This window comes from Bradyrhizobium zhengyangense (genome assembly GCF_022012555.1).
Lineage (GTDB): Bacteria > Pseudomonadota > Alphaproteobacteria > Rhizobiales > Xanthobacteraceae > Bradyrhizobium > Bradyrhizobium zhengyangense.
The window spans coordinates 650,817-670,657 of record NZ_JAKLTZ010000001.1 but is presented as its reverse complement, the minus strand read 5'-3'; the positions used below and the strand labels follow the sequence as shown (position 1 = coordinate 670,657).

The following is a 19,841-nucleotide window of genomic DNA, read 5'->3' as shown; positions in this document are numbered from 1 at the left end:
GCGCTATGTCCTCGCCATCTCGGCGCGGTACCAGTCGCCGATTTCACTTGCGGTCATCAGGGCTACGCCATCATGGCGGATGACATGGTCGAGCAGCGCCTCCAGATATTTGATCCGGTGTGGCACGCCGGTGATGTAAGGATGGATTGAGATCGCCATCACCCGTGCATTCTCGGCGCCCTCGAGATAAAGGCGATCGAACTGGTCGGTGCAGCGTTTCAAAAACTGCTCGGACGGCAAATGCTGTAGCGCATGAATGACAATGTCGTTGGTCTCCACCGAATAGGGGATGGTTGTGATCGTGCCGTGTGGAGTGGCGATTTCCTGCGGCAGATCGTCGATCACCCAGTCCGCGACGTATTCGATGCCGTTAAGGCGGAGCAGGTCGAGCGTTGCCTCGGTCTCAGTGAGGCCCGGGCTCTCCCATGAGCGCGGCGGCTTGCCGGCGAACTTGGAGATGGTATCGACCGCACGCTTGATCGCGTCGGCCTGGTCGTCGAGCTTGTGCATCGGCCCCTGCAGGAAGCCATGGCCCATGAACTCGAAGCCTGCTTCCAGCGCGGCGCCGGCGATACGGGGGTAGGAGTTGCAGACATTGCCGTTGATGGCGAGCGTTACCGGGATATTACGCTCGGTGAGCGCCTTGAACTGGCGCCAGAAACCCGCGCGCATGCCGTATTCGTGCCAAGACCAGTTCGGCACATCGGGCAACAGCGGCTGCCCCATGGGTGGTGACAGCACAGTACGAGGCATGGCGTTTTCGATCCGCCATTCCTCGACATTGAGGATGACCCAGACGGCGAGCCGCTTACCGCCGGGCAACTTGAGTTTCGGGCGATCGACCTGCGCCAGATAGGGGATCCGATCGGTGATAGCCATTGCGCTCAACCTGCGGCGTCGCGGCTTCGGGCGCAGGCGGCGTTGACGCGCGGCATGACTTGCTCTGCCATCAGGATCATGGAGCGGCGGCCGAGCTCGCGGTCGCGCCAGTCCTTGCCGGCGTAGAGGAATGTGCCGAAGCTGCCGACTTCTTCCTGGAAATCCAGCAATTGATCGGCGACGCTCTCCGGTGTGCCGTAGATAATGAGTTTTTCGCAGATGCTCTCCAGCGTCACTTCGTCGTCGGGCTGGTCGCGCCGGGTCTTGAACAGCTCGATGCGCCCATTTCGCTTCAGCTTGGTAAAGAGCGAGCGATAGTAATAGACGTAAGGTCCATTCGGATCAGTGGCATAAGCCTTGGCGGTCGCGGCGTCCTTGGCGACGAAGACGCTTTTGGCCACGCGCCAGTTGGCGGGATCGGCCGGACGGCCGACGCGCTCGCAGCCCTCGATATATTTCGGCCAGTGGCTCTTCACCCAGGCCGGCATCAGGAAGTTGGCGGAAATCGGTTCCCAGCCGCGTGCTGCCGCTTCGGTGACGCCTTTGGAGAAGGGCGCGACGGCAGTGACCACGATCGGCGGATGCGGGCGCTGCAGTGGCTTTGCGATAAAGCCCTGGCCGATGTCCTCGATCAGGGTTTTTTCGACCGAGATGTTCCAGTATTTCCCCGCGAGATTATAGGGCGGCTTGCTGTCCCAGATCGCCAGCACCTGGTTGATCGCCTCTAAAAACATCGCATTGCGATCGGCCTCGAGATTACCGAACAGCTCGGCGTCCGACAGCAGGCCGCCCGGGCTGATGCCGAAGATCAGCCTGCCGTCAAGCATGTGGTCGAGCATCGCGATGGAGGCGGCGATTGCGGCCGGATGGCTGTTCGGCATGTTGACCGTGCCGGTGCCGAGCTTGATCTGCTTGGTGGCGGCGGCAAGCCAGGCGATGAAAGCGATGCAAGACGTGATGTTTTCGGCGCGATCGGTGACGTGCTCGCCGACATAGGCTTCCGAAAATCCGAGCTCATCTGCCAGCAGGAAGGCTTCCCGGTCCTCCTGCAAGGATTGCCGCCAATCCTTGTCCAGGGGATGGATCGGCATCGTGAAGAACCCGAGTTTCATGTTTCTGCGGCTCCCCGACATTCTTGTTTGGCGTGAGCGTGCGTCGGCAGCTCGAACAGGGCAAGTCCGAAAGTCGATAGGACTGCAAAATCAAGTAGCTTGACCTTTGTAAAGTCCGACCCTCTAATTCGTGAAAAGCAGAAGAGCAGGGCCGGGGAGGGACTTGCCTGAATGAAAGCCTCGGCTTTCGCATACGCACGCGCGACCAGTGTTGCTAATGCGCTGGAGCTGCTTGCCGTCCACGGTGAGAAGGCGAGGGTGCTTTCGGGCGGGCAAAGCCTGATTCCCGCAATGAATCTGCGGCTCGTCGCGCCGGAGGTGATTGTCGATATCGGCGGACTCGCCGAATTGCGCGGGATCGTGATCGAGGGCGAGACGCTCGTCATCGGCGCGCTGACCCGCCATGCCGACCTCCTAAAATCATCCGACATTGTGAAATGCGCGCCGCTTCTTGCCGCCGCGGTGGCGCATATCGCGCACCCCGCAATTCGCAACCGGGGGACCATTGGCGGCAGCCTTGCGCAAGCCGATCCCGCATCCGAGCTGCCCGCCTGCATGCTGACGCTGGGTGCCTCCATCGTGGTGCGCGGGCCCGGCGGCGAGCGGCGGATCGCCGCGGAGGAGTTTTTCAGAGGGATTTACGAGACGCAGCTCGCCCCGCAGGACCTGCTGGTCGCCGTAGAACTGCCGGTGGCCGACAGTGGCTCGGCGCATTTCTTCCAGGAGTTTGCCCGGCGGCACGGCGACTATGCGATCACGGGCCTTGCGGCGCAGGCTGTGCTGGAGGGCGACCGGTTCGCCGCCCTCCGGCTCGGCTATTTCGCTGTCGGCGACAGGCCCGTTCTGGCGGAGGCCGCTGGCAAACTGACTGGTGTTACCGTCACGCCGGCGCTACTGGCTGAGGCCTCCGATGCGCTTTCAGACGAGCTTGATCCGCATGAGGATCAGCAGGCGACGCCGGCCATGCGCCGGCATCTCGCACGAATATTGCTGACGCGGTGTATGGCTTCGCTGCTGAAACGTCCGGATCTCCAAATTGGAGGCGTTGCGTGACGGCTCCCGTAGCGATCTCGCTCTCGGTGAACGGCGAGCGCGTCGAAGCGCATGTCCTGCCGCGGCTCAACCTTGCGGATTTCCTGCGCGAGCATCTCAAACTGACGGGCACGCATCTCGGATGCGAGCATGGTGTGTGCGGCGCCTGCACGGTCCGCGTCGGCGGCGAGATCGTGCGTTCCTGTCTGATGCTGGCGGTGCAAGCGAACGACACCGTAGTCGAGACGATCGAGGGCTTGTCCGATTCCGGCGAGATCGCCGATCTGCAGGCGGCGTTTCGCGACCGCAATGCACTGCAGTGCGGCTTTTGCACGCCGGGCATGCTGATGGCGGCGCAGGATCTGTTGCGCGAGAAGCGGATGCCCGCACGCGACGAAATCCGTGAGCATCTTTCGGGCAATTACTGCCGCTGCACCGGTTACCAGGCTATCATCGACGCAGTCGAAACGACGGCGCAGATGCGGATGGAGCTGAAGGTATGAGCTCGATCCGCACCAATCCCGAAAGGCTGTCGGTGCTGGACCGGCCGAACTCCTATATCGGCAAGACGGTGCCGCGGCCGAATCTCGACCGGCTTCTGCAGGGACGCGGCAGCTATGTCAGCGATCTCGAGCTGCCGCGAATGGCGCATGTCGTGTTCCTGCGCTCGCCGCATGCACATGCGAAGATCGTAAACATCGATGTCGCCCCGGCCAAGCAGATGTCGGGCGTGATCGCGGTCGTGACGGGCGAGGAGCTTGCCGCCGTCATCACGCCTTGGGTCGGCGTTCTCTCGCATCTCAAGGGCCTGAAATCCGCGCCGCAATCGGCGATCGCCGTCGGTCGGGTCTGCTGGCAGGGTGAGGCGGTGGCGGCCATCGTGGCGACGAGCCGCGCGGCGGCCGAGGATGCCGCGGAACATGTTGCGGTCCAGTACGAGGAGCTCGAAGCTGCCACCGACATGCGCACGGCGCTGGATCCGGCGACACCGATCATTCATGCTTCGCTCGGCGACAATCTCGCGTTCGAGCGTATTCACGAGGCAGGCGCCGTGGATCAGGCCTTTGCCGAATCCGATGCGGTGGTGGAAGCCGATTTCGTCTTCGGCCGGCACACCGGCGTGACACTGGAGCCGCGGTCCGTCGTTGCCAGTTGGAATGCCGCCGAAGCGCGGCTCACGATCCATCAGGGCACCCAGGCCCCGCACATGGTGCAGAACATCGCGGCGCTGCATCTGGGGCTGCGGGATTCTCAGGTTCGCGTCGTCTGCAAGGATGTCGGCGGCTCCTTCGGCATCAAGGTGCACATCTACGCCGACGAGATGGCGACCTATGCGCTGGCGAAGATGCTACGTCGCCCCGTCAAATTCGTGGCTGATCGCGTCGAGAGCTTCAATACCGACATCCACGCCCGCGATCATCGCTGTAAGGGCAAGATCGGAATTAAGCGCGACGGTACCATCACGGCGTTCGAGATCGACGATTTGACCGGGATCGGTCCCTATTCGATGTATCCGCGCACCAGCGCCATCGAGGCCAACCAGGTCGTTAACCTCGTCGGCGGCCCCTACAGCAACAAGAATTATCGAGCGCGGGCGCGGGTGGTATTTCAGAACAAGAATGTGATGTGCCAGTACCGTGCGGTCGGCCATCCCATTGCCTGTTCGGTGACGGAGGGGCTGGTCGATCTTGCCGCGCTGGAAATCGGCATGGACCCGGTGGAGATCCGCCGCCGCAATCTGATCGCTGACGACGCTTACCCCTGTACCTCGCCATCGGGGCTGCGGTTCGAGCAGTTGTCGCATCACGCGTCGCTGACCAAGATCGTCGAGATGATGGACTACCAGGCGCTGCGGTCCGAGCAGGCCAGGTTGCGCAAGGACGGCATCTTTCGCGGCATCGGCATAGCGAGCTTCATTGAGGTGACCAATCCGAGCGCTGCGTTCTACGGGGTTGGCGGAGCCAGGATATCATCCCAGGACGGCGTCGCGGTGCGGTTAGATGCACAAGGCTCGGTGATCTGCCTGACTAGCATCACCGAACAGGGGCAGGGCTCGGAGTCGCTCACGGCGCAAATCGTGGGCAGTGTACTCGGCGTTTCCATGGACCGCGTCCGCGTCGTCCTCGGTGATACCGACATGACGCCTTACGGCGGCGGCACCTGGGCGTCGCGCGGTGCTGGCATTGGCGGCGAGGCGGCGTTGCAGGCGACAAAGGTCCTGCGCCAAAATATCCTCGATGTGGCCGCCGCCATCCTGCAAGCGAGCCCGGCCGAGCTCGATATCGTGAACAATGTAGTAGTTAGCGCTAGCGACGGTACGCCGCGCATCGATTTGAACGAGCTCGCGCGCATCGTCTATTTCCGTCCCGACACCTTGCCGCCAGGCATCCAGCCCGAACTGATGGCGACGAGGCACTTCGTTCCCCGGGAGTATCCGTTTGCCTTCACCAACGGCGTTCAGGCCGCCTGGGTCGAGGTCGATACCGACACCGGCTTCGTCAAATTGCTGAGGCATTGGGTGGTCGAGGATTGCGGCACCATCATCAACCCGCAACTGGTCGACGAGCAGATCAGGGGCGGAGTGGTGCAGGGGCTCGGCGCGGCGCTGTTTGAAAAATGCATCTATGACGATCGCGGACAGCTCACCAATGCCAACATGGCCGATTATCTGGTGCCGATGTCCGGCGAAATGCCCGATATCGACGTCGGCCATGTGGTCTCGCCGACGCGCGAGTCCGAGCTCGGCGCCAAGGGCGCGGGCGAGGCGGGCACCGCCGGGGCGGCAGCGGCGGTGACCAACGCGGTCAACGACGCGCTCACACCGTTCGAAACAATAATTACCGAGATTCCCCTGACACCGCAGGTTATCCTGACGGCTCTGAAGAAAATCTGACGAGGGGCGCTGCTGGCCAAACAAGATCACGCCAAACAACAATATACCAGGGAGGAAACTGCTTATGTCGAAGAAGGTGTCCAAGCCAGGATCGATCTCGCGTCGTCGCCTGTTGGCGTCCGCGGGTGCAGCGATTGCTGCTTCGCCGCTCGGTGCAAACCTGTTGCAGGCGCAAGCGGCTCCGATCAAGATTGGCATGAGCATGCCGCAAACCGGTGGCCTCGCGGGCGGCGGCAAGGCGTCGCTGCTCGGCATCGAGATCTGGCGGGACGACGTCAACGCCAAAGGTGGGCTGCTTGGCGGCCGCAAGGTGGAGTTGGTGGTCTATGACGACAAGTCGAGCGCCTCGGAGACGCCAGCGATCTATTCGAAGCTGATCGATATCGACAAGGTCGATCTCTTGTTCGCGCCCTACGCGACGGTACCGACGGCGCCGATCATGCCGATGGTCAAACAGCGTGGGCTTCTGCTGATCGGCAACTTCTCTTTCCAGGTCAACAGCAAGGTCGGCCACGATATGTGGTTCAACAATGCCCCGTGGGGACCAGCTGACAGCTGGGCGACCTCGTATCTCGATATCGGCCAGAAGGCCGGCGGCAAATCCATGGCGCTGCTTTCGGCTGACCAGGAATTCGCGCAGAATCTGGCGAAGACCGCGCGCGAGGTCGCGACCAAGCGCAACTTGCCGATCGTGTTCGACCAGGCCTATCCGCCAAACACGGTTGAGTTTTCCAGCATCATCCGCGCGCTCAAGGCGACCAAGCCCGACATCGTTTACGTCGCGTCCTATCCGCCGGACTCGACCGGCGTCCTGCGTGCCGTCAACGAGATCGGCATCGGCGACAGCGTCAAGGTTTTCGGCGGCGGCATGGTCGGCCTTCAGTTTGGCGCCGTGATGGAGAATATGGGCTCGCTGCTCAACGGCGTTGTCAACTACAACACCTGGCTTCCCGAGAAAAGCATGTACTTTGAGGGAACCAAGGAGTTCTTCGACAAGTACACCAAGCGGGCTGTGGAAGCGAAGATCGACCCGCTCGGCTATTATCTGGCGCCGTTCGGCTATGCCAGCGGCCAGCTCACCGAGCAGGCCATCAGTGCCGTGGGATCGCTGGATCAAAAAGCACTCGCAAAGCATCTGCGCGAAAACACACACAAGACCATCGTGGGTCCGATCGCGTTTTCGGCCGATGGCGAGCGTAAGGAAACAGCAGTGCTGCAGGCTCAGTTCCGTGGCATCGTGGACAAGAACATCGAACAGTTTCGTAGCGCGGGCAAACAGGTGATCCTGTTTCCTGACAATCTAAAGTCCGGCGAGCTGGTGGCTCCGTTTGAGGCGGCGCGGACATAGGCGACGCATGTCGAGGCTGCCCGGGAAAATGTCGTCCCGGGCTCGTAAGTTCGAATACCAGCGCGGGCCGTTCGGGAGCGCTTCTTGAGCCGGGCTAAGGGGGACCGCAATTGTTTTCACTGGATCTGCTGCTCGATGCGGTGGTGATCGGGGTGCTGCTCGGCTGCTTTTACGGAGCGGTCAGCCTCGGGCTGTCCGTATCGTTTGGATTGCTCGATGTTCCCCATGTCGCGCATCCGGCGTTTCTGGTGCTGGCGTCCTATGCGGTGTATTTCCTAAACGAGAACTATGCGGTTGATCCACTGGTTGCCGGGCTGCTGATCACGCCGATATTCTTCCTGCTAGGGCTTGCGGCGTATCGCCTGTACTACGAGACGTTCGAGAAGCGGGGCAGCGACGCCAGCGTGCGCGGCATTGCCTTCTTCTTCGGCATCGCCTTCATCATCGAGGTGCTGATCATTCTGCAATTCGGCGTCGATCAACGCTCCGTCACCGCCAGCTATATCGGCAAGGCATGGCGGCTCGGTGATATCCGCGTTCCGTACCGGCTTCTCGTTGCCTTCGCTGTCGCGACTGCATTGACCATGTTGCTCACGTTATATCTGTCGCGGACCTTCATGGGCCGCGCCATCCGCGCGGTGGCGCAAGATCAGGAGGCGCTGCGGTTGATGGGCGCCAACCCGATCAAGGTCAAGCAATGGGCCTTCGGCATCGCCACGGCCGTGCTCGGGATCGCCGGTGCGTTGCTCATCATCGTCGCTCCTGTCGATCCGACGCTCGACCGCGCCTATATCGGACGAACATTCTGCGTCGTGGTGATGGCGGGGCTCGGCAGCCTCGGAGGCACACTCGTCGCCGCCATCATTCTGGGCGTTGCCGAGTCGATTGTCCTTACCCTGTTCGGCGCCTCCTGGGCTCCGGCGATATCCTTTGCGATGTTGCTCGGCATTCTGGCTGTACGGCCACAGGGCCTGTTTGGCAGGCGATCATGAAACGCAACGACATTGCTTTCTGGATCGGAGCGGTCGTCTTTCTCGCTGCCGTCCTTGTGATGACGCAGGTCGTCGCAAACCAATATCCGTTCTTCGCGGGCTACGTCATCCTGCAGTCCATCGCGCTCGCCGTCGCTTGGAGTATCCTTGGCGGTTATGCTGGGTATGTGAATTTCGGCACTAGCGCGTTTTACGGCGTTGGTGTCTATGCTTCGGTGTTTATGGTGAGTGCCTTTGGCGCGCCGCTTCCCCTTCAGATCCTGACGGGCGCCGCGGTCGGCGCGCTCATGGGGCTCGCGCTCGGTCTTCTGACGCTTCGCATGCAGGGCATCTTCTTCTCGATCGCGACGATTGCGTTGACGATCGTCATCGAGACGACGATCACGAACTGGCGATATGTCGGTGGAGCGGCGGGTATTCAGATCCAGCGGCCAGCGGTGACTTCGCCGTTCGACAGCTATGTGCAGATGCTATTCTTCGTCCAAGCCGTCCTCGTGGTCCTGGCGGTTGCGATCTCGCGCTACATCCAGAACTCGTGGATCGGCCGCGGCTTGCAGGCGCTCAGGGACGACGAACTTGCGGCCGAATGCTCGGGCGTGCCGACCTTGCGGTTGAAGCTGCTCGCCTGCGTGATCTCAGGGGCGCTGATGTGCGCCATCGGCGCCCCCGCTGCGATGTACCTGCAATACGCGGACCCCGGGTCGGCGTTCAATCTCAATTACTCCGTCACGACGTTGGCGATGTCGCTGATCGGTGGAACCGCGCATTGGGCAGGACCCATCATCGGTGCGATCCTGCTGGGCACGACGCAGCAAGTGCTGACCGTCACAATCTCGTCGGAAGTTAATTTGCTGGTGCTTGGCTTGATGCTGGTGCTGTTCGTCGTGGGCGCCCCGGAGGGTATCGTCGGCCTGATCAATAAGCTGCGCGGCCACCGAAAGGAGGGTGAGATATGACCCTCTCCGAGACCCAGGCGCCGCTGCTACGGATTTGCGCGCTCACGAAGCGCTTTGGCGGGTTCACAGCGCTCCACCGTGTCAGCGTCGATATTCGGCCCGGCGAGCGGTTCGGCCTGATCGGTCCGAATGGTTCGGGCAAGACAACCCTGATCAACTGCATTTCCGGGGCGTTTCGCACTGAACCCGGCACCATCCTGTTTCGCGATGAGGACATTACGCCGCTCCAGCCGCACCTGCGCACGCGCCGCGGGATTGCCCGCAGCTTCCAGATTCCGCGGCCGTTCCGGAGCATGACGGTTGCCGAAAATCTCATGGTCGCACTCGACTTCGCCGCGCACGAGCACGTGTCTGTGACGCAGCGCCGGGACACCATGATGTCGATCCTGGATCAAATGGGGCTAGGGTCGAAGGTCAACGTCTTGGCCACGCAGCTCAGTCAGGTGGAATTACGCAAGATGGAGCTCGCGCGTGCGATGGCAACGCACCCCAAGCTGCTGATTTCGGACGAGGCCATGGCGGGTCTTTCCAGCTCGGAAGTCGACGAGGTGTTGGACCTGCTGTTGAGCCTTGCAAGCCGGGACATCACCATCATCATGATTGAGCACATCATGCAGGCAGTGATGCGCTTCTCTGAGCGCGTCATGTGTCTTGATGCCGGCCGGATCATCGCAATCGGAGCGCCGTCCGAAGTCATGGCCGACAAACGGGTGCAGGAGGCCTATCTTGGCACTTAGCCTTGCCATCAATGACCTCGATGCGGGTTACGGCGCTGTGAAGGCGCTGCGCGGCGTTTCGCTCCATGTTGAGGCCGGCGAAACCGTTGCCTTGCTCGGCACCAACGGCAACGGCAAGAGCACGCTCATGAAGTGCATCGCGGGCCTGGTGCGGTCGCAACGTGGCGTCATCTCATTGACGATTGACGGAGCCGCGCACGATCTGTCCCGTCTTTCGACCGAAGACATCGTCGACCTCGGCGTAGCGATGGTTCCAGAAGGCCGGCGGTTGTTCCCTCGGTTGACCGTGCTGGAAAACCTGATGCTCGGTGCGTTCCGCAAGGCCGCCAGGCGCAATATAGACCGCAACCTGGCGGTCGCTTTCGAGACGTTTCCCGTTCTCAAGGAGCGGCAGGGGCAACTGGCGGGCACCATGTCGGGCGGGCAACAGCAGATGCTGGCGATTGCACGTGCCCTGATGTCATCACCACGGTTGTTATTGGTCGACGAACCTTCGGTGGGTCTCTCACCGCTCCTGGTCTCGCAGACGATCACCAAGATAGGTGAGCTCAATCAGCATCTCGGCCTGACGGTGCTGATGGCGGAGCAGAACTTCAATCAGGCGATCCGGATCGCCAGCCGTGGCTATATCATTGTCCATGGTGAGATCGTTGTGTCGGCCGGCTCGGTGGACGAATTGCGGGGCAACGATATCGTCAAGCGGCTCTATCTTAGCGGCGCCGCGTGATTGTTGCCTGATCGAGGCAAACTCACGCGCCGTTTTTGCGCGCAGCGTCGCGTCCCCGGCCCTACCACGCAGTAAAGTCGAAGGTGGGGTTCGATATGCGCCGGAATCAAGGGAAGATGAGGAGTTTGCGCAGCGGCAATTAGTGTCGAAGTCAACTAGGAGTAAGCCCTCACAGCCACAGGATTTGCTTGCGGTAGCTCAGATCGTTGAGCAGCGGCGCAGCGGGGCCCTGGTGGAACACCGCGCCGTGTTCCAGCGCGAAGACGCGGTCGGCTAGTGCGAGCACGAGATCGAGATTGTGCTCGACGATCACAATCGACATCTGTCGGCGGAGCTGGTCGAAAACTTTGAACAGCTCCAGCGTCACCGCAGGGGCTAGCCCCTCGAACGGCTCGTCGAGCAGCAGCAGGCGCACATTGCCGGACATCGCACGGGCGACCGCGACCATCTGCTGCTCGCCGCCGGAGAGATAGTCGGCTCCAATATTCATCCGTTCCTTGAGACGTGGGAAATACTGCAGGATCTGCTCTTCGTCCCAGACCACGCCATCACTGCCGTCGGTTTTGCGCGCGAGGCGCCCAAGCGCGAGGTTTTCGCGCACCGTCATGCCGGCGAACAGGCCGCGCCCCTGCGGTACATAGCCGACGCCGCGACGGGCGATGTCAGGTGCGGGGAGGCTGGCAATGTCGTCGCCACGATAGGCGATGCTACCGGTCGCCGCCGGCACGAGGCCGGCAATGGTCTTCAGGAGCGTTGATTTGCCCGCGCCATTGCGCCCGAGCAGTGCGACGATCTCGCCTTCGCGCACGTCGAGCGCAGCGTCGTTGAGGATGTGGCTCTTGCCGTAGAACGTGTTGACGCGATCGAGCCGCAGCACGGTTGCGCGGTCGCTGTCAGGCGTGTCACCGCGCCGATGTTCGACGGCTGGAATGCCCTTGCCGGTATAGATCTCCTGCACCCGCCGATCGGCCCTGACCGCGCCGGGGCAGTCGGACATCAGGACCTCGCCCTGGTTCATCACGGTGACCACCTGCGAGAAGCCGAGCACACGATCGATGTCGTGCTCGACGATCAGCACGGGGATGTTAGCTGCGATGTTCTTGACGAGGTTCGACACCCGCTCGCGTTCGGCTGCGGCAAGGCCGGCGAGCGGTTCGTCGAGCAGCAACACCTGCGGCTTCGAGCCGAGCGCGATGCCGAGATCAACCAGCCGCTGCCCGCCGTAAGAGAGCTCGCCGCCCTCGATCTCTTCGATGCCTTCGAGGCCGAGGAATTTGACCAGCGCCGCGGTCTCCGCGTGAATATCTCCGTAGGCATCGACATCGTTCCAGATGTCAAACTGCATGGCGCGCCGTGCTTGCAGCGACAGGCGAAGGTTTTCGTAGATCGAGAGCCCGCGGAACAGATTGGTGATCTGAAACGAGCGCGCCAGCCCCTGATGACAGATAAGGTTCGCTGGCACCCCGGCGATGTCGCGCCCCTGAAGACGAATCGTGCCCTGGTCCGGTGCGTAAAGCCCGGAGACCAGGTTGAACAGCGTCGTCTTGCCGGCGCCGTTCGGCCCAATCAGTGCGTGGATTTCGCCGGCGGCGACTTTGAGGCTGGCATTCTCCACGGCGCGGATGCCGCCGAACTTTCGCGAGACGTGGCTGACCTCCAGCACCGTTCCCGTCAACGTATCCGGCCGCAGGAAGTCGGGCAGCGGCAGGCCGTCATAGATCTTGCGTCGGCTCATCGCGGCCGTCTCCTCGGCAGGCGGACGCACGCGTCGCATGATCAACGCGCCGATGCCGACGAGGCCGCCGGGCGAATACATCACGAAGGCCACGAAGGTGAGGCCGAACCAGAACAGCCAGTCCGACGTCCAGATCGAGAACAATTCTCGGAACAGGATGAAGAACACAGCGCCGAGCGCGGGGCCGAGCAGGCTACGCATGCCGCCGATCACGACCATCGCCAACAGCTCTCCGGCGAACGGTACCGAGACGGCTTCGGCGGAGACCAGATAGTTCAAGAACGCGATTAGCGCACCAGCGAGGCCCGTGACGACCGCCGAGACGACAAACACCACGAGCTTGTAATGCTCGACGGGATAGCCTTGAAAGTTCGCGCGCAACTGGTTCTCGCGGATCGCAACCAGCACATGCCCGAACGGCGAGCGCACCAGACGCATCAGGACGTAGAGCACCGCGAGGCCGGTTGCCGCGACCATGATGTAGTAGTTGAGCGCGCTGTCAAAGCCGACTGGTCCGATGCCGCCGCGCTGCAGCCCGCCGAGCCCGTCCTCGCCGCCGGTAAGGCTCGTCCAGCGGAAGGCGGTGGTGTAGACGAGCGCTGCGAGCGCCAGCGTCAGCAGCGAGAAATAGACGCCACGCCGGCGCAGGATCAGGACGCCCGTCACGGTGGATGCGATGGCGACGACGACCATCGATCCCAACAGCGGCAGCCAGATCTCGCCGGGGAAGAAACGCAACTGAATCAACCCGGCCGCATAGGCGCCGACGCCGAACCAGGCACTGTGGCCGAACGAGACGAGGCCGGTATAGCCGATGCAGAGATTGAGCCCCATCGTGGCGACGGCGAGGCCAAGCATCCAGGTACCGGTGTTGAGTGACAGGTCGAGCGCGCGCAGCAGGAACGGCAGCGCGATGACCGCGGCGGTCGCGATCAGCAGCGGCCTCAGCCGGTCGATGGTCGAGGCATTCCTCATTCGAACTTCTCGATGCGTTCGCCGAGCAGCCCCCGCGGCCGAACCAACAGCACCAGGAACATCAGGATGTAGATCGAGGCTTCACCCGCGGCCGGCTCAAAGTGGATGGCGATACCGCGCACGACGCCGACGAGGAGCGCGGCGATGAGCACGCCCCAGAAACTGCCGAGCCCGCCGATCACGACGACGACAAAGGCTATGGTCATGATCTCGGCGCCCATCGCAGGGTGTACCGTCGTGATCGGCGCGAAGAACGCGCCGCCGAGCGCGGCAAGCCCGACGCCGAGCATCACGATCGCGGTCATGTAGGGCTGAAGGCGAATGCCGAGCGCCGCGACCATGTCCGGCCGCTGGATGCCGGCGCGCACGACACGTCCGAACGAAGTCTTGTGCAACAGCAGCCAGACGCCGACCATGATCGCCGCAACTACGCCGAGGATCAGCAGCCGATAGCGCGAGAACAGGAAGTCGCCGACGATCACCGAGCCGCGAAAGCCCTGCGGGATCTCGGTCGAGACGGGCGCCGCGCCCCAGATCATGCGGATCGCCTGTTCCGCGACCATCGCAAGGCCGAAGGTTACGAGCAGGCTGAGAATCGGGTCGGCCGTGTAGAAGCGGCGCAGGATGAAGCGTTCAAAGAGAATGCCGAGCAGGGCGACCGCGAGCGGCGAGATCGCTAAGGAGGGACCGAAGCCGAGACGCTTCGTCAGCTCGACGCAGATGTAAGCGCCGAGCGCATAGAAGGCGCCATGCGCGAGGTTGACGATGCCGCCAACGGAGAAGATCAGCGACAGCCCCAGCGCGATGAGCAAGTAATAGCCTCCGAGCACGAGGCCATTCACCACCTGTTCCAGCAAGAACTCGAACTGCATGTTGCGTCCTTGCCGCGCGCGGGCGCGTCAGGCCTTCATCTCGCAGGGGTTCTGTTCCTTCGTCGGGTAGATCGTCTCCAGCGGATCGTTGGCCGCCGGAACCGCATCGCCCAGCACCAGCATGTCCCACTGGTCCTTCATCTGGTCTTTCGGCTTGACCGTGAACGGATAGGCCTCCTGCACCAGCTGGTGATCCCAGGAGCGGAAGTAGGCCTTGCGCGCCTTGCCGATGTCGAACTGCGCCTGCTTCTCGAAATAGGCGATCAGCTCGTCGCTCGCGGTCGACTTTGTCGAGTTGATCGCTTCCGCCAGCAGCTTGAGCGTGATGTAGTCGATCCAGGCATGGTTCTCCGGCGGCTTGCCGTACTTCTTGGTGAAGGAAGCGACGAAGGCCTTCGACGCCGGATTGTCGAGCGTGTGATACCAGACCGTCGGCCAGGTGCCGCTGAGATTACCCGCGCCCGCGGCCCAGGCATCGCCGGTGTTGAGATTGAATCCGACCAGCGGGTAAGGGAAGCCGAACTCGGCATATTGCTTGACGAGGTTCGTCACCTGGTTGCCGGCGAGATTGCAGCAGACCACGTCGGGTTTGGCCTGCCGTACTTTCAGCAGATACGGGCTGAAATCGGTGACATCCGTCGCGATCAGCTCGTCGCCGATCAAGTTCGCATCGTGCGTACTGAAGAATATCTTTGCAGCCTTCAGAAGATCGTGCCCGAAAATATAGTCCGCCGTGAGTGTGAAGAACTTCTTTCCCTTCACCATGCCCTGTTGCGACAGGGCCGTGCCGACCGCGTTCACCATCACGGTGTTCGGGATGTCGCAGTGGAACGAGTATTTGTTGCAGCTCTTGCCCCGCAGCGCGTCCGAGCGCGCGCCGGTCGAGAAGAACACCTTCTTGTTGCGCTCGGCCACCTGCATGATGGTCAGCGAGGATGCGGACGAAATCTCCCCCAGCAAGACCACCGCACCGTCCTGCTCCAGCATGCGCTGCGCCTTGGTCGCGGCGGTCGCGGGGTTGATCGAGTCTTCCGAGAGGAGGTCGATTGGCTTGCCCAGGATGCCGCCGGACGCGTTGATCTCTTCCGCCGCGAGCTTCACTCCTAGCTGCGCGTAGCTGCCGATCACGCCGAGGAATCCGGTGAGCGGCGTCAGGTGCCCGATCCGGATCTTCTCGGCCTCGGCCCGCACGATTGCGGGAAACCCAAGTGTGGCGGCGCCTGCAAAGGCAGCGCCCGTCCTTAGCAATGTCCGTCGGTTCGTGCGGATCATCTCTATCTCCTCCCGGGTGCATCGCGCGCCTCCCTTCAAAACCGGGTATCCGGTATTGTGAGAGACCTTTTTCTAATGCGGGAGGATAATCCCGAACGCCATTGCCGGTGTCAACCGGCAAAATCGCCGCTTGTGCGCGTCTCAGGCCTTTTTCGTGAACGCCTTGTGCGCTTGATCCTTGGCGCCGAATTCGGCTGAGAGGCGGTCGGCCGCGGCCTGCACGATTTGCGCGCCGGCGTGCAGCGCCTGGTTGGAGAGGCGCCAGATCGGGCCGGATATGCCGAGCGCGCCGATGACCTGCCCGGTGAAATCGGTCACGGGCACGGCGACGCAGCGCACTTCCGGGTTGAACTCGCCGTCGTCGAAGGCAACGCCGGTGCGCTGCACTTCGGCAATCTCGCGCATCAGTGCTCCGACGTCGCTGATTGATTTCGGTGTCGACGGTTTCAGTTCCACGCGATCGATAAAGCGCTTGAGCTGCTCGGGGCGGAGCGAGGCCAGAATGATCTTGCCGAGCGCGGTGCAATGGGCGGGCCGGACCACGCCGACACGATCGGCAAGCTGGAACGCGCCGGGGCCGCTGGTGCGCGCGATGACAACCACCGCATCGCCCATCCGCACGGCAAAATGCCCGCTTTCGCCGGTCTGACGTGATAGCTCCTCCAGCACGGGCATTGCGACATTGACCATCTCGATCTCGTCAAGCGCGGATGCTGCGAGCGCAAACAAGGGACGACCGATGCGGTAGCGCTTGTTGTCTTTCTCCTGGCGGAGGTAGCCGAGCGACACCAGCGTCTTGGCGAGATGAAAGGTGGTGGAGTTGTGCAGGCCGACCAGCTTGCTCAGCTCTGCAAGCCCAATTCCTTCGCGATGCCGCGCCACCTCTTCGAGGATCGAGAAGGCGCGGCCTAGCGATTGAACGCCGCCGGCACGCTGCTTGTCCTCGGCCTCGCCGTCGCCATCCGCTTTGGGGGCGGGGACCAGCTTGGCAATCGCGGCCTTGCGCGGGCTTGCGGGCTTCTCGCCGGTCGTTGGCTTGATACGCGATCTCAAGGACTGAGCTCCCTCTGGTGAGTCGTCTTGGCTCCGTTCCTGCGACAGTAGCACGCAACCGGCGCGGTCGTCGGCGCGGAGCTTCGCGCTTCCTCGATGAACAGCCTATCACAATATAAATTGACGTATAGCATTATGAGAAATAGGCTGCCCGCGGCCCCATGATGACCGGCCGCGTTCTCCGCATCGGTACACAAGAAGTCGACGGGCCGAGAGGGAGACCGGTTGATGTCGCGAAATATGCTCAATGGCGCCCAGGTCATTGTCGATTATCTGATCCAGGAGAAGGTGCCGCAGGTGTTCGGGCTGTGCGGCCACGGCAACATCCAGTTCATCGACGCGCTGTACGAGCGCTCATCCGACATCAAGACGATCTCCGTGCACCACGAGAGCGTCGCCGGCTTCATGGCCGACGTTTATTACCGCGTCTCCGGCCGGCCAACCGCGACCTTCACATCCTGCGGGCCGGGCTCGGCGAACCTACCGATTTCGCTCGCAAACGCCTTCCTCGATTCCGTGCCGTTCATGGCGATCACCGGCAACGTCCCGACCAGCCAGTTCAATCGCGGTGCGTTCCAGGAGATGTACCGGCACTACCAGGCCGACTTTCCTTCCACCGTGAAGACGATCTGCAAGAAGGTGTTCCAGCCAACCCGCGGCGAAATGGTGCCGCTGGCGGTGCGACAAGCTTGGAAGACCATGATCACAGGACGTCCGGGCCCCGTTGTGGTCGACGTGCCCTTCGACGTCTTCATGGAATCAGCAGCTGAAGAAGCGCCAAAAGCGATCGAGTGGAACGCCAACATCTCCAGCCGCTGCGGCGCCGATCCGGAAGGCGTCGAGAAGGCGGTCGATATGCTGCTGACCGCTGAGCGGCCGGTCATGCTTGTGGGGCAGGGCGTGCGCTATGGCGGCGCGGCGGGGGAGCTGCGCAGGCTGGCCGAGCGGCTCCAGATTCCCGTTGCCGCGTCCGCGAGCGGCCTCGGTGCGCTCGACGTCAATCATCCGCTCGCGCTCGGCCTCGTCGCCCGCGCCGGGCATTACCAGGCCAATCACGCGACACGGCAGGCCGACGTGCTGCTCGCACTCGGCGTCCGCTTCGACGATCGCACCTCGAGCTCGTGGATTCCCGGCTATTCCTTCACGATCCCGCCGACGCGATTGATCCACGTCGACATCGATCCCGAAGAGATCGCTCGCAATTATCCTGTCGCGCTCGGGCTCATGGCCGATGTCCGTACCTTCCTGCGGCAGGTGCATGCCGAACTCGATCGCCGCGACAATCTTTTCAAGAAGGCGGATGCGCGCAAAAAGTGGCTGGCACAGATCGACGGCTATCGCAAGGACTGGGACAAGTTCGTCGCGCCCGGGTTCTCCGACGACACCACGCCAATCAACCCGCAGCGCGCGGCGGCCGAGATTGACAAGGCGCTGCCGGAGGATGCCATCCTCGTTTCCGACATCGGGGTGCATCACAACTGGCTGCTTGGATTCTGCAAGCCGAAGCGGCCGGATTCGTTGATCGGTTCGATGGGCTTTGGCCCGATGGGCTTTGGCGTCGCCGGCGTGATGGGCGCGAAGTTCGCGGCGCCCGATCGTCCCTGCGTGTCTGTCTGCGGCGACGGCGCCTTCTTCATGCATGCCAACGTGCTGGGAACGGCGGTCGAATACAATCTGCCTGTAGTCTGGGTGGTCTGGAACAATTACGCCTATGCCTCGATCCGCGGGCTTCAGCGCGGCTATCTCGGCGGGCGCGAACTGGCAACCGACTTCAAGCATCCGGAGACTGGCGAGCGCTACAATCCGGATTTTGCCGCGATGGCACGCTCCTGCGGCGTCGAAGGCGTACGGGTTGATCGCGCTGCCGACATAGGCGAGGCCATTCGCAAGGGAATCGCCGCAAACCGGCCCTATCTGATCGATGTCGACATCGCCGCCGACGTCAATCCTGCTGGCGCCGGTGTCTGGGAATTGCCGGGCCTCGGCCAGAGCAAAGCGGGCATCGGCACGCGCTTTCAGCCGGGCTGAGCTTGGTTCGCAAAGCAATCAATAAAATATCGGGAGATGGGAATGACGCTCGCAGGCAAGAAGGTCGTCGTGATCGGCGGATCCTCAGGCATCGGCCTCGCTACGGCGGAGCTTGTAAAGAGGGAAGGCGCGGAAGTCATCGTTGCCTCGCGCAGCGCCGCGAAGCTTAATCCGGTCGCCGAGCGGCTGAGGGTGACGGCGATCCTGACCGATGTTACCAGCGATCAAAGCGTGGCCGAGCTGTTCAAGCGCACGGGCCCCGTCGATCACGTCGTGCTGACGGCCGCGCAGCTCCGTACCGGACCGTTCAAGACGGTCGCGATGGAGGATGTGCGCGCGACCATGGAAGGAAAATTCTGGGGCGCCTGGCGCGTCGCGCGCGAGGCCGAGATCCGGCCGGGTGGTTCCCTGACGCTGGTGACCGGTTTTCTGAGCGTCCGGCCGCGCCCGAACTCGGCGATCATCAGCGCGGCCAATGGCGCGCTGGAGTCGCTGGCCCGTGCCCTGGCGCTTGAGCTTGCGCCGGTGCGCGTCAACGCAGTCTCGCCGGGTGTGATCGATACCCCGATCCGGGCTGCAATGCCGGAGGCGGCCCGGAAGGAGATGCTGGCCAAGACAGCGGCCGCGCTTCCGGTTGGCCGCGTCGGAATGGCCGAGGACATTGCCCGGCAGATTGCGAGCTTCATGGCGAACGGCTTCGCAACGGGCTCGATCGTCTATATCGATGGCGGCGCGCTGGTGAATTAGGGAGAAGGAACATGGCCGAAGACAGCAGCGGCGCCTTCATCCGCAACATCGCGGAAGTGCCCTGGCGCGAGTTTCCCAATCATTTTGGCGGAGCGCTGTCGAAACCGCTGGTGATGCCGGAGACCGCGGGCTCGCGCCGCATCGATTACCGCATCTCAATGTACCAACCGATGGCCTATGTAGCGCGGCATCATCACAAGGTGCAGGAGCAGGTCTATCACGTGCTCGATGGCGAGGGACTGATGGAGATCGCCGGCAAGAATCATGTCGTGCGCAAGCACGACGTGATCTTCTTGCCGCCCGGCGTCGAGCACGCGATCTCGAATTCCGGCCTAACGGACCTGGTATTTCTGGTAGTTACCTCGCCCGTTACCGACGGTGAGGGGCCAATCTGACAACCGGGAGTGAACGCGTTTCCGGAACACGGACGGGCCCTTGCTCAACAAGGCTGCCGTCGACACAAAGCGAACCACCTTTGATGAG

General features: G+C 62.5%; 17 protein-coding genes. 11 read left to right on the top strand and 6 right to left on the bottom strand.

Features of this window, described 5'->3' with window-relative positions:
• Positions 1–3: 3 nt before the first annotated feature.
• Both L6639_RS03300 and L6639_RS03295 read right to left on the bottom strand, forming a co-directional pair.
• Positions 4–879 (bottom strand): polysaccharide deacetylase family protein, encoded by an 876-nt coding sequence (locus tag L6639_RS03300; RefSeq protein ID WP_237858887.1) that lies wholly within the window; start codon positions 877–879, stop codon positions 4–6.
• Positions 880–884: 5 nt separating this feature from the next.
• Complete coding sequence (locus L6639_RS03295) at positions 885–1,991, bottom strand: LLM class flavin-dependent oxidoreductase (protein ID WP_237858886.1); 1,107 nt, start codon at positions 1,989–1,991, stop codon at positions 885–887.
• Between the two features lie 171 nt (positions 1,992–2,162).
• Between L6639_RS03295 and L6639_RS03290 the strand changes: the two genes are divergently transcribed.
• From L6639_RS03290 to L6639_RS03255, 8 genes are all read left to right on the top strand, one after another.
• A complete protein-coding gene (locus L6639_RS03290; protein WP_237858885.1) occupies positions 2,163–3,044 on the top strand; it encodes an FAD binding domain-containing protein in 882 nt (293 codons plus the stop codon).
• Positions 3,041–3,526 carry a (2Fe-2S)-binding protein gene (locus tag L6639_RS03285; RefSeq protein ID WP_237858884.1) on the top strand — a complete coding sequence of 162 codons (486 nt, stop codon included), beginning with the start codon at positions 3,041–3,043 and terminating at the stop codon, positions 3,524–3,526. Before L6639_RS03290 ends, L6639_RS03285 begins: the two co-directional genes overlap by 4 nt.
• On the top strand, positions 3,523–5,916 hold the full coding sequence (locus L6639_RS03280; protein ID WP_237858883.1) for a xanthine dehydrogenase family protein molybdopterin-binding subunit: 2,394 nt from the start codon (positions 3,523–3,525) through the stop codon (positions 5,914–5,916). The genes L6639_RS03285 and L6639_RS03280 overlap by 4 nt, the downstream gene beginning before the upstream one ends.
• Positions 5,917–5,980: 64 nt before the next feature.
• Positions 5,981–7,264, top strand: a complete 1,284-nt coding sequence (locus L6639_RS03275) for an amino acid ABC transporter substrate-binding protein (protein WP_237858882.1) — start codon at positions 5,981–5,983, stop codon at positions 7,262–7,264.
• Positions 7,265–7,374: 110 nt separating this feature from the next.
• On the top strand, positions 7,375–8,256 hold the full coding sequence (locus L6639_RS03270; protein WP_237858881.1) for a branched-chain amino acid ABC transporter permease: 882 nt from the start codon (positions 7,375–7,377) through the stop codon (positions 8,254–8,256).
• A complete protein-coding gene (locus L6639_RS03265; RefSeq protein WP_237858879.1) occupies positions 8,253–9,212 on the top strand; it encodes a branched-chain amino acid ABC transporter permease in 960 nt (319 codons plus the stop codon). Before L6639_RS03270 ends, L6639_RS03265 begins: the two co-directional genes overlap by 4 nt.
• Positions 9,209–9,949 (top strand): ABC transporter ATP-binding protein, encoded by a 741-nt coding sequence (locus L6639_RS03260; RefSeq protein ID WP_237858878.1) that lies wholly within the window; start codon positions 9,209–9,211, stop codon positions 9,947–9,949. Before L6639_RS03265 ends, L6639_RS03260 begins: the two co-directional genes overlap by 4 nt.
• The gene (locus L6639_RS03255) at positions 9,939–10,676 is read left to right on the top strand and encodes an ABC transporter ATP-binding protein (RefSeq protein ID WP_237858877.1); all 738 of its coding nucleotides are present in this window, start codon (positions 9,939–9,941) and stop codon (positions 10,674–10,676) included. Before L6639_RS03260 ends, L6639_RS03255 begins: the two co-directional genes overlap by 11 nt.
• A 169-nt stretch (positions 10,677–10,845) precedes the next feature.
• Here L6639_RS03255 and L6639_RS03250 read toward each other — a convergent pair whose 3' ends face one another.
• The 4 genes from L6639_RS03250 to L6639_RS03235 form a co-directional block, all read right to left on the bottom strand.
• The gene (locus L6639_RS03250) at positions 10,846–13,386 is read right to left on the bottom strand and encodes a branched-chain amino acid ABC transporter ATP-binding protein/permease (protein WP_237858876.1); all 2,541 of its coding nucleotides are present in this window, start codon (positions 13,384–13,386) and stop codon (positions 10,846–10,848) included.
• Positions 13,383–14,258, bottom strand: coding sequence for a branched-chain amino acid ABC transporter permease (locus L6639_RS03245; protein WP_237858875.1), 876 nt, complete (start codon positions 14,256–14,258; stop codon positions 13,383–13,385). The genes L6639_RS03250 and L6639_RS03245 overlap by 4 nt, the downstream gene beginning before the upstream one ends.
• Positions 14,259–14,285: 27 nt before the next feature.
• Positions 14,286–15,530 carry an ABC transporter substrate-binding protein gene (locus L6639_RS03240; RefSeq protein WP_237858874.1) on the bottom strand — a complete coding sequence of 415 codons (1,245 nt, stop codon included), beginning with the start codon at positions 15,528–15,530 and terminating at the stop codon, positions 14,286–14,288.
• 141 nt (positions 15,531–15,671) lie between these two features.
• Positions 15,672–16,583 (bottom strand): IclR family transcriptional regulator, encoded by a 912-nt coding sequence (locus L6639_RS03235; protein WP_237858873.1) that lies wholly within the window; start codon positions 16,581–16,583, stop codon positions 15,672–15,674.
• 228 nt (positions 16,584–16,811) lie between these two features.
• Here L6639_RS03235 and L6639_RS03230 point away from each other — a divergent pair, with 228 nt between their 5' ends.
• Genes L6639_RS03230 through L6639_RS03220 form a run of 3 tightly spaced genes read left to right on the top strand, consistent with a single transcriptional unit; the run spans position 16,812 to position 19,753 of the window.
• The gene (locus tag L6639_RS03230; protein WP_237858872.1) at positions 16,812–18,611 is read left to right on the top strand and encodes a thiamine pyrophosphate-binding protein; all 1,800 of its coding nucleotides are present in this window, start codon (positions 16,812–16,814) and stop codon (positions 18,609–18,611) included.
• 42 nt (positions 18,612–18,653) lie between these two features.
• Complete coding sequence (locus L6639_RS03225) at positions 18,654–19,358, top strand: SDR family oxidoreductase (RefSeq protein WP_237858870.1); 705 nt, start codon at positions 18,654–18,656, stop codon at positions 19,356–19,358.
• Positions 19,359–19,369: 11 nt separating this feature from the next.
• Complete coding sequence (locus L6639_RS03220; protein ID WP_237858869.1) at positions 19,370–19,753, top strand: cupin domain-containing protein; 384 nt, start codon at positions 19,370–19,372, stop codon at positions 19,751–19,753.
• The last annotated feature ends 88 nt before the right edge of the window (positions 19,754–19,841 follow it).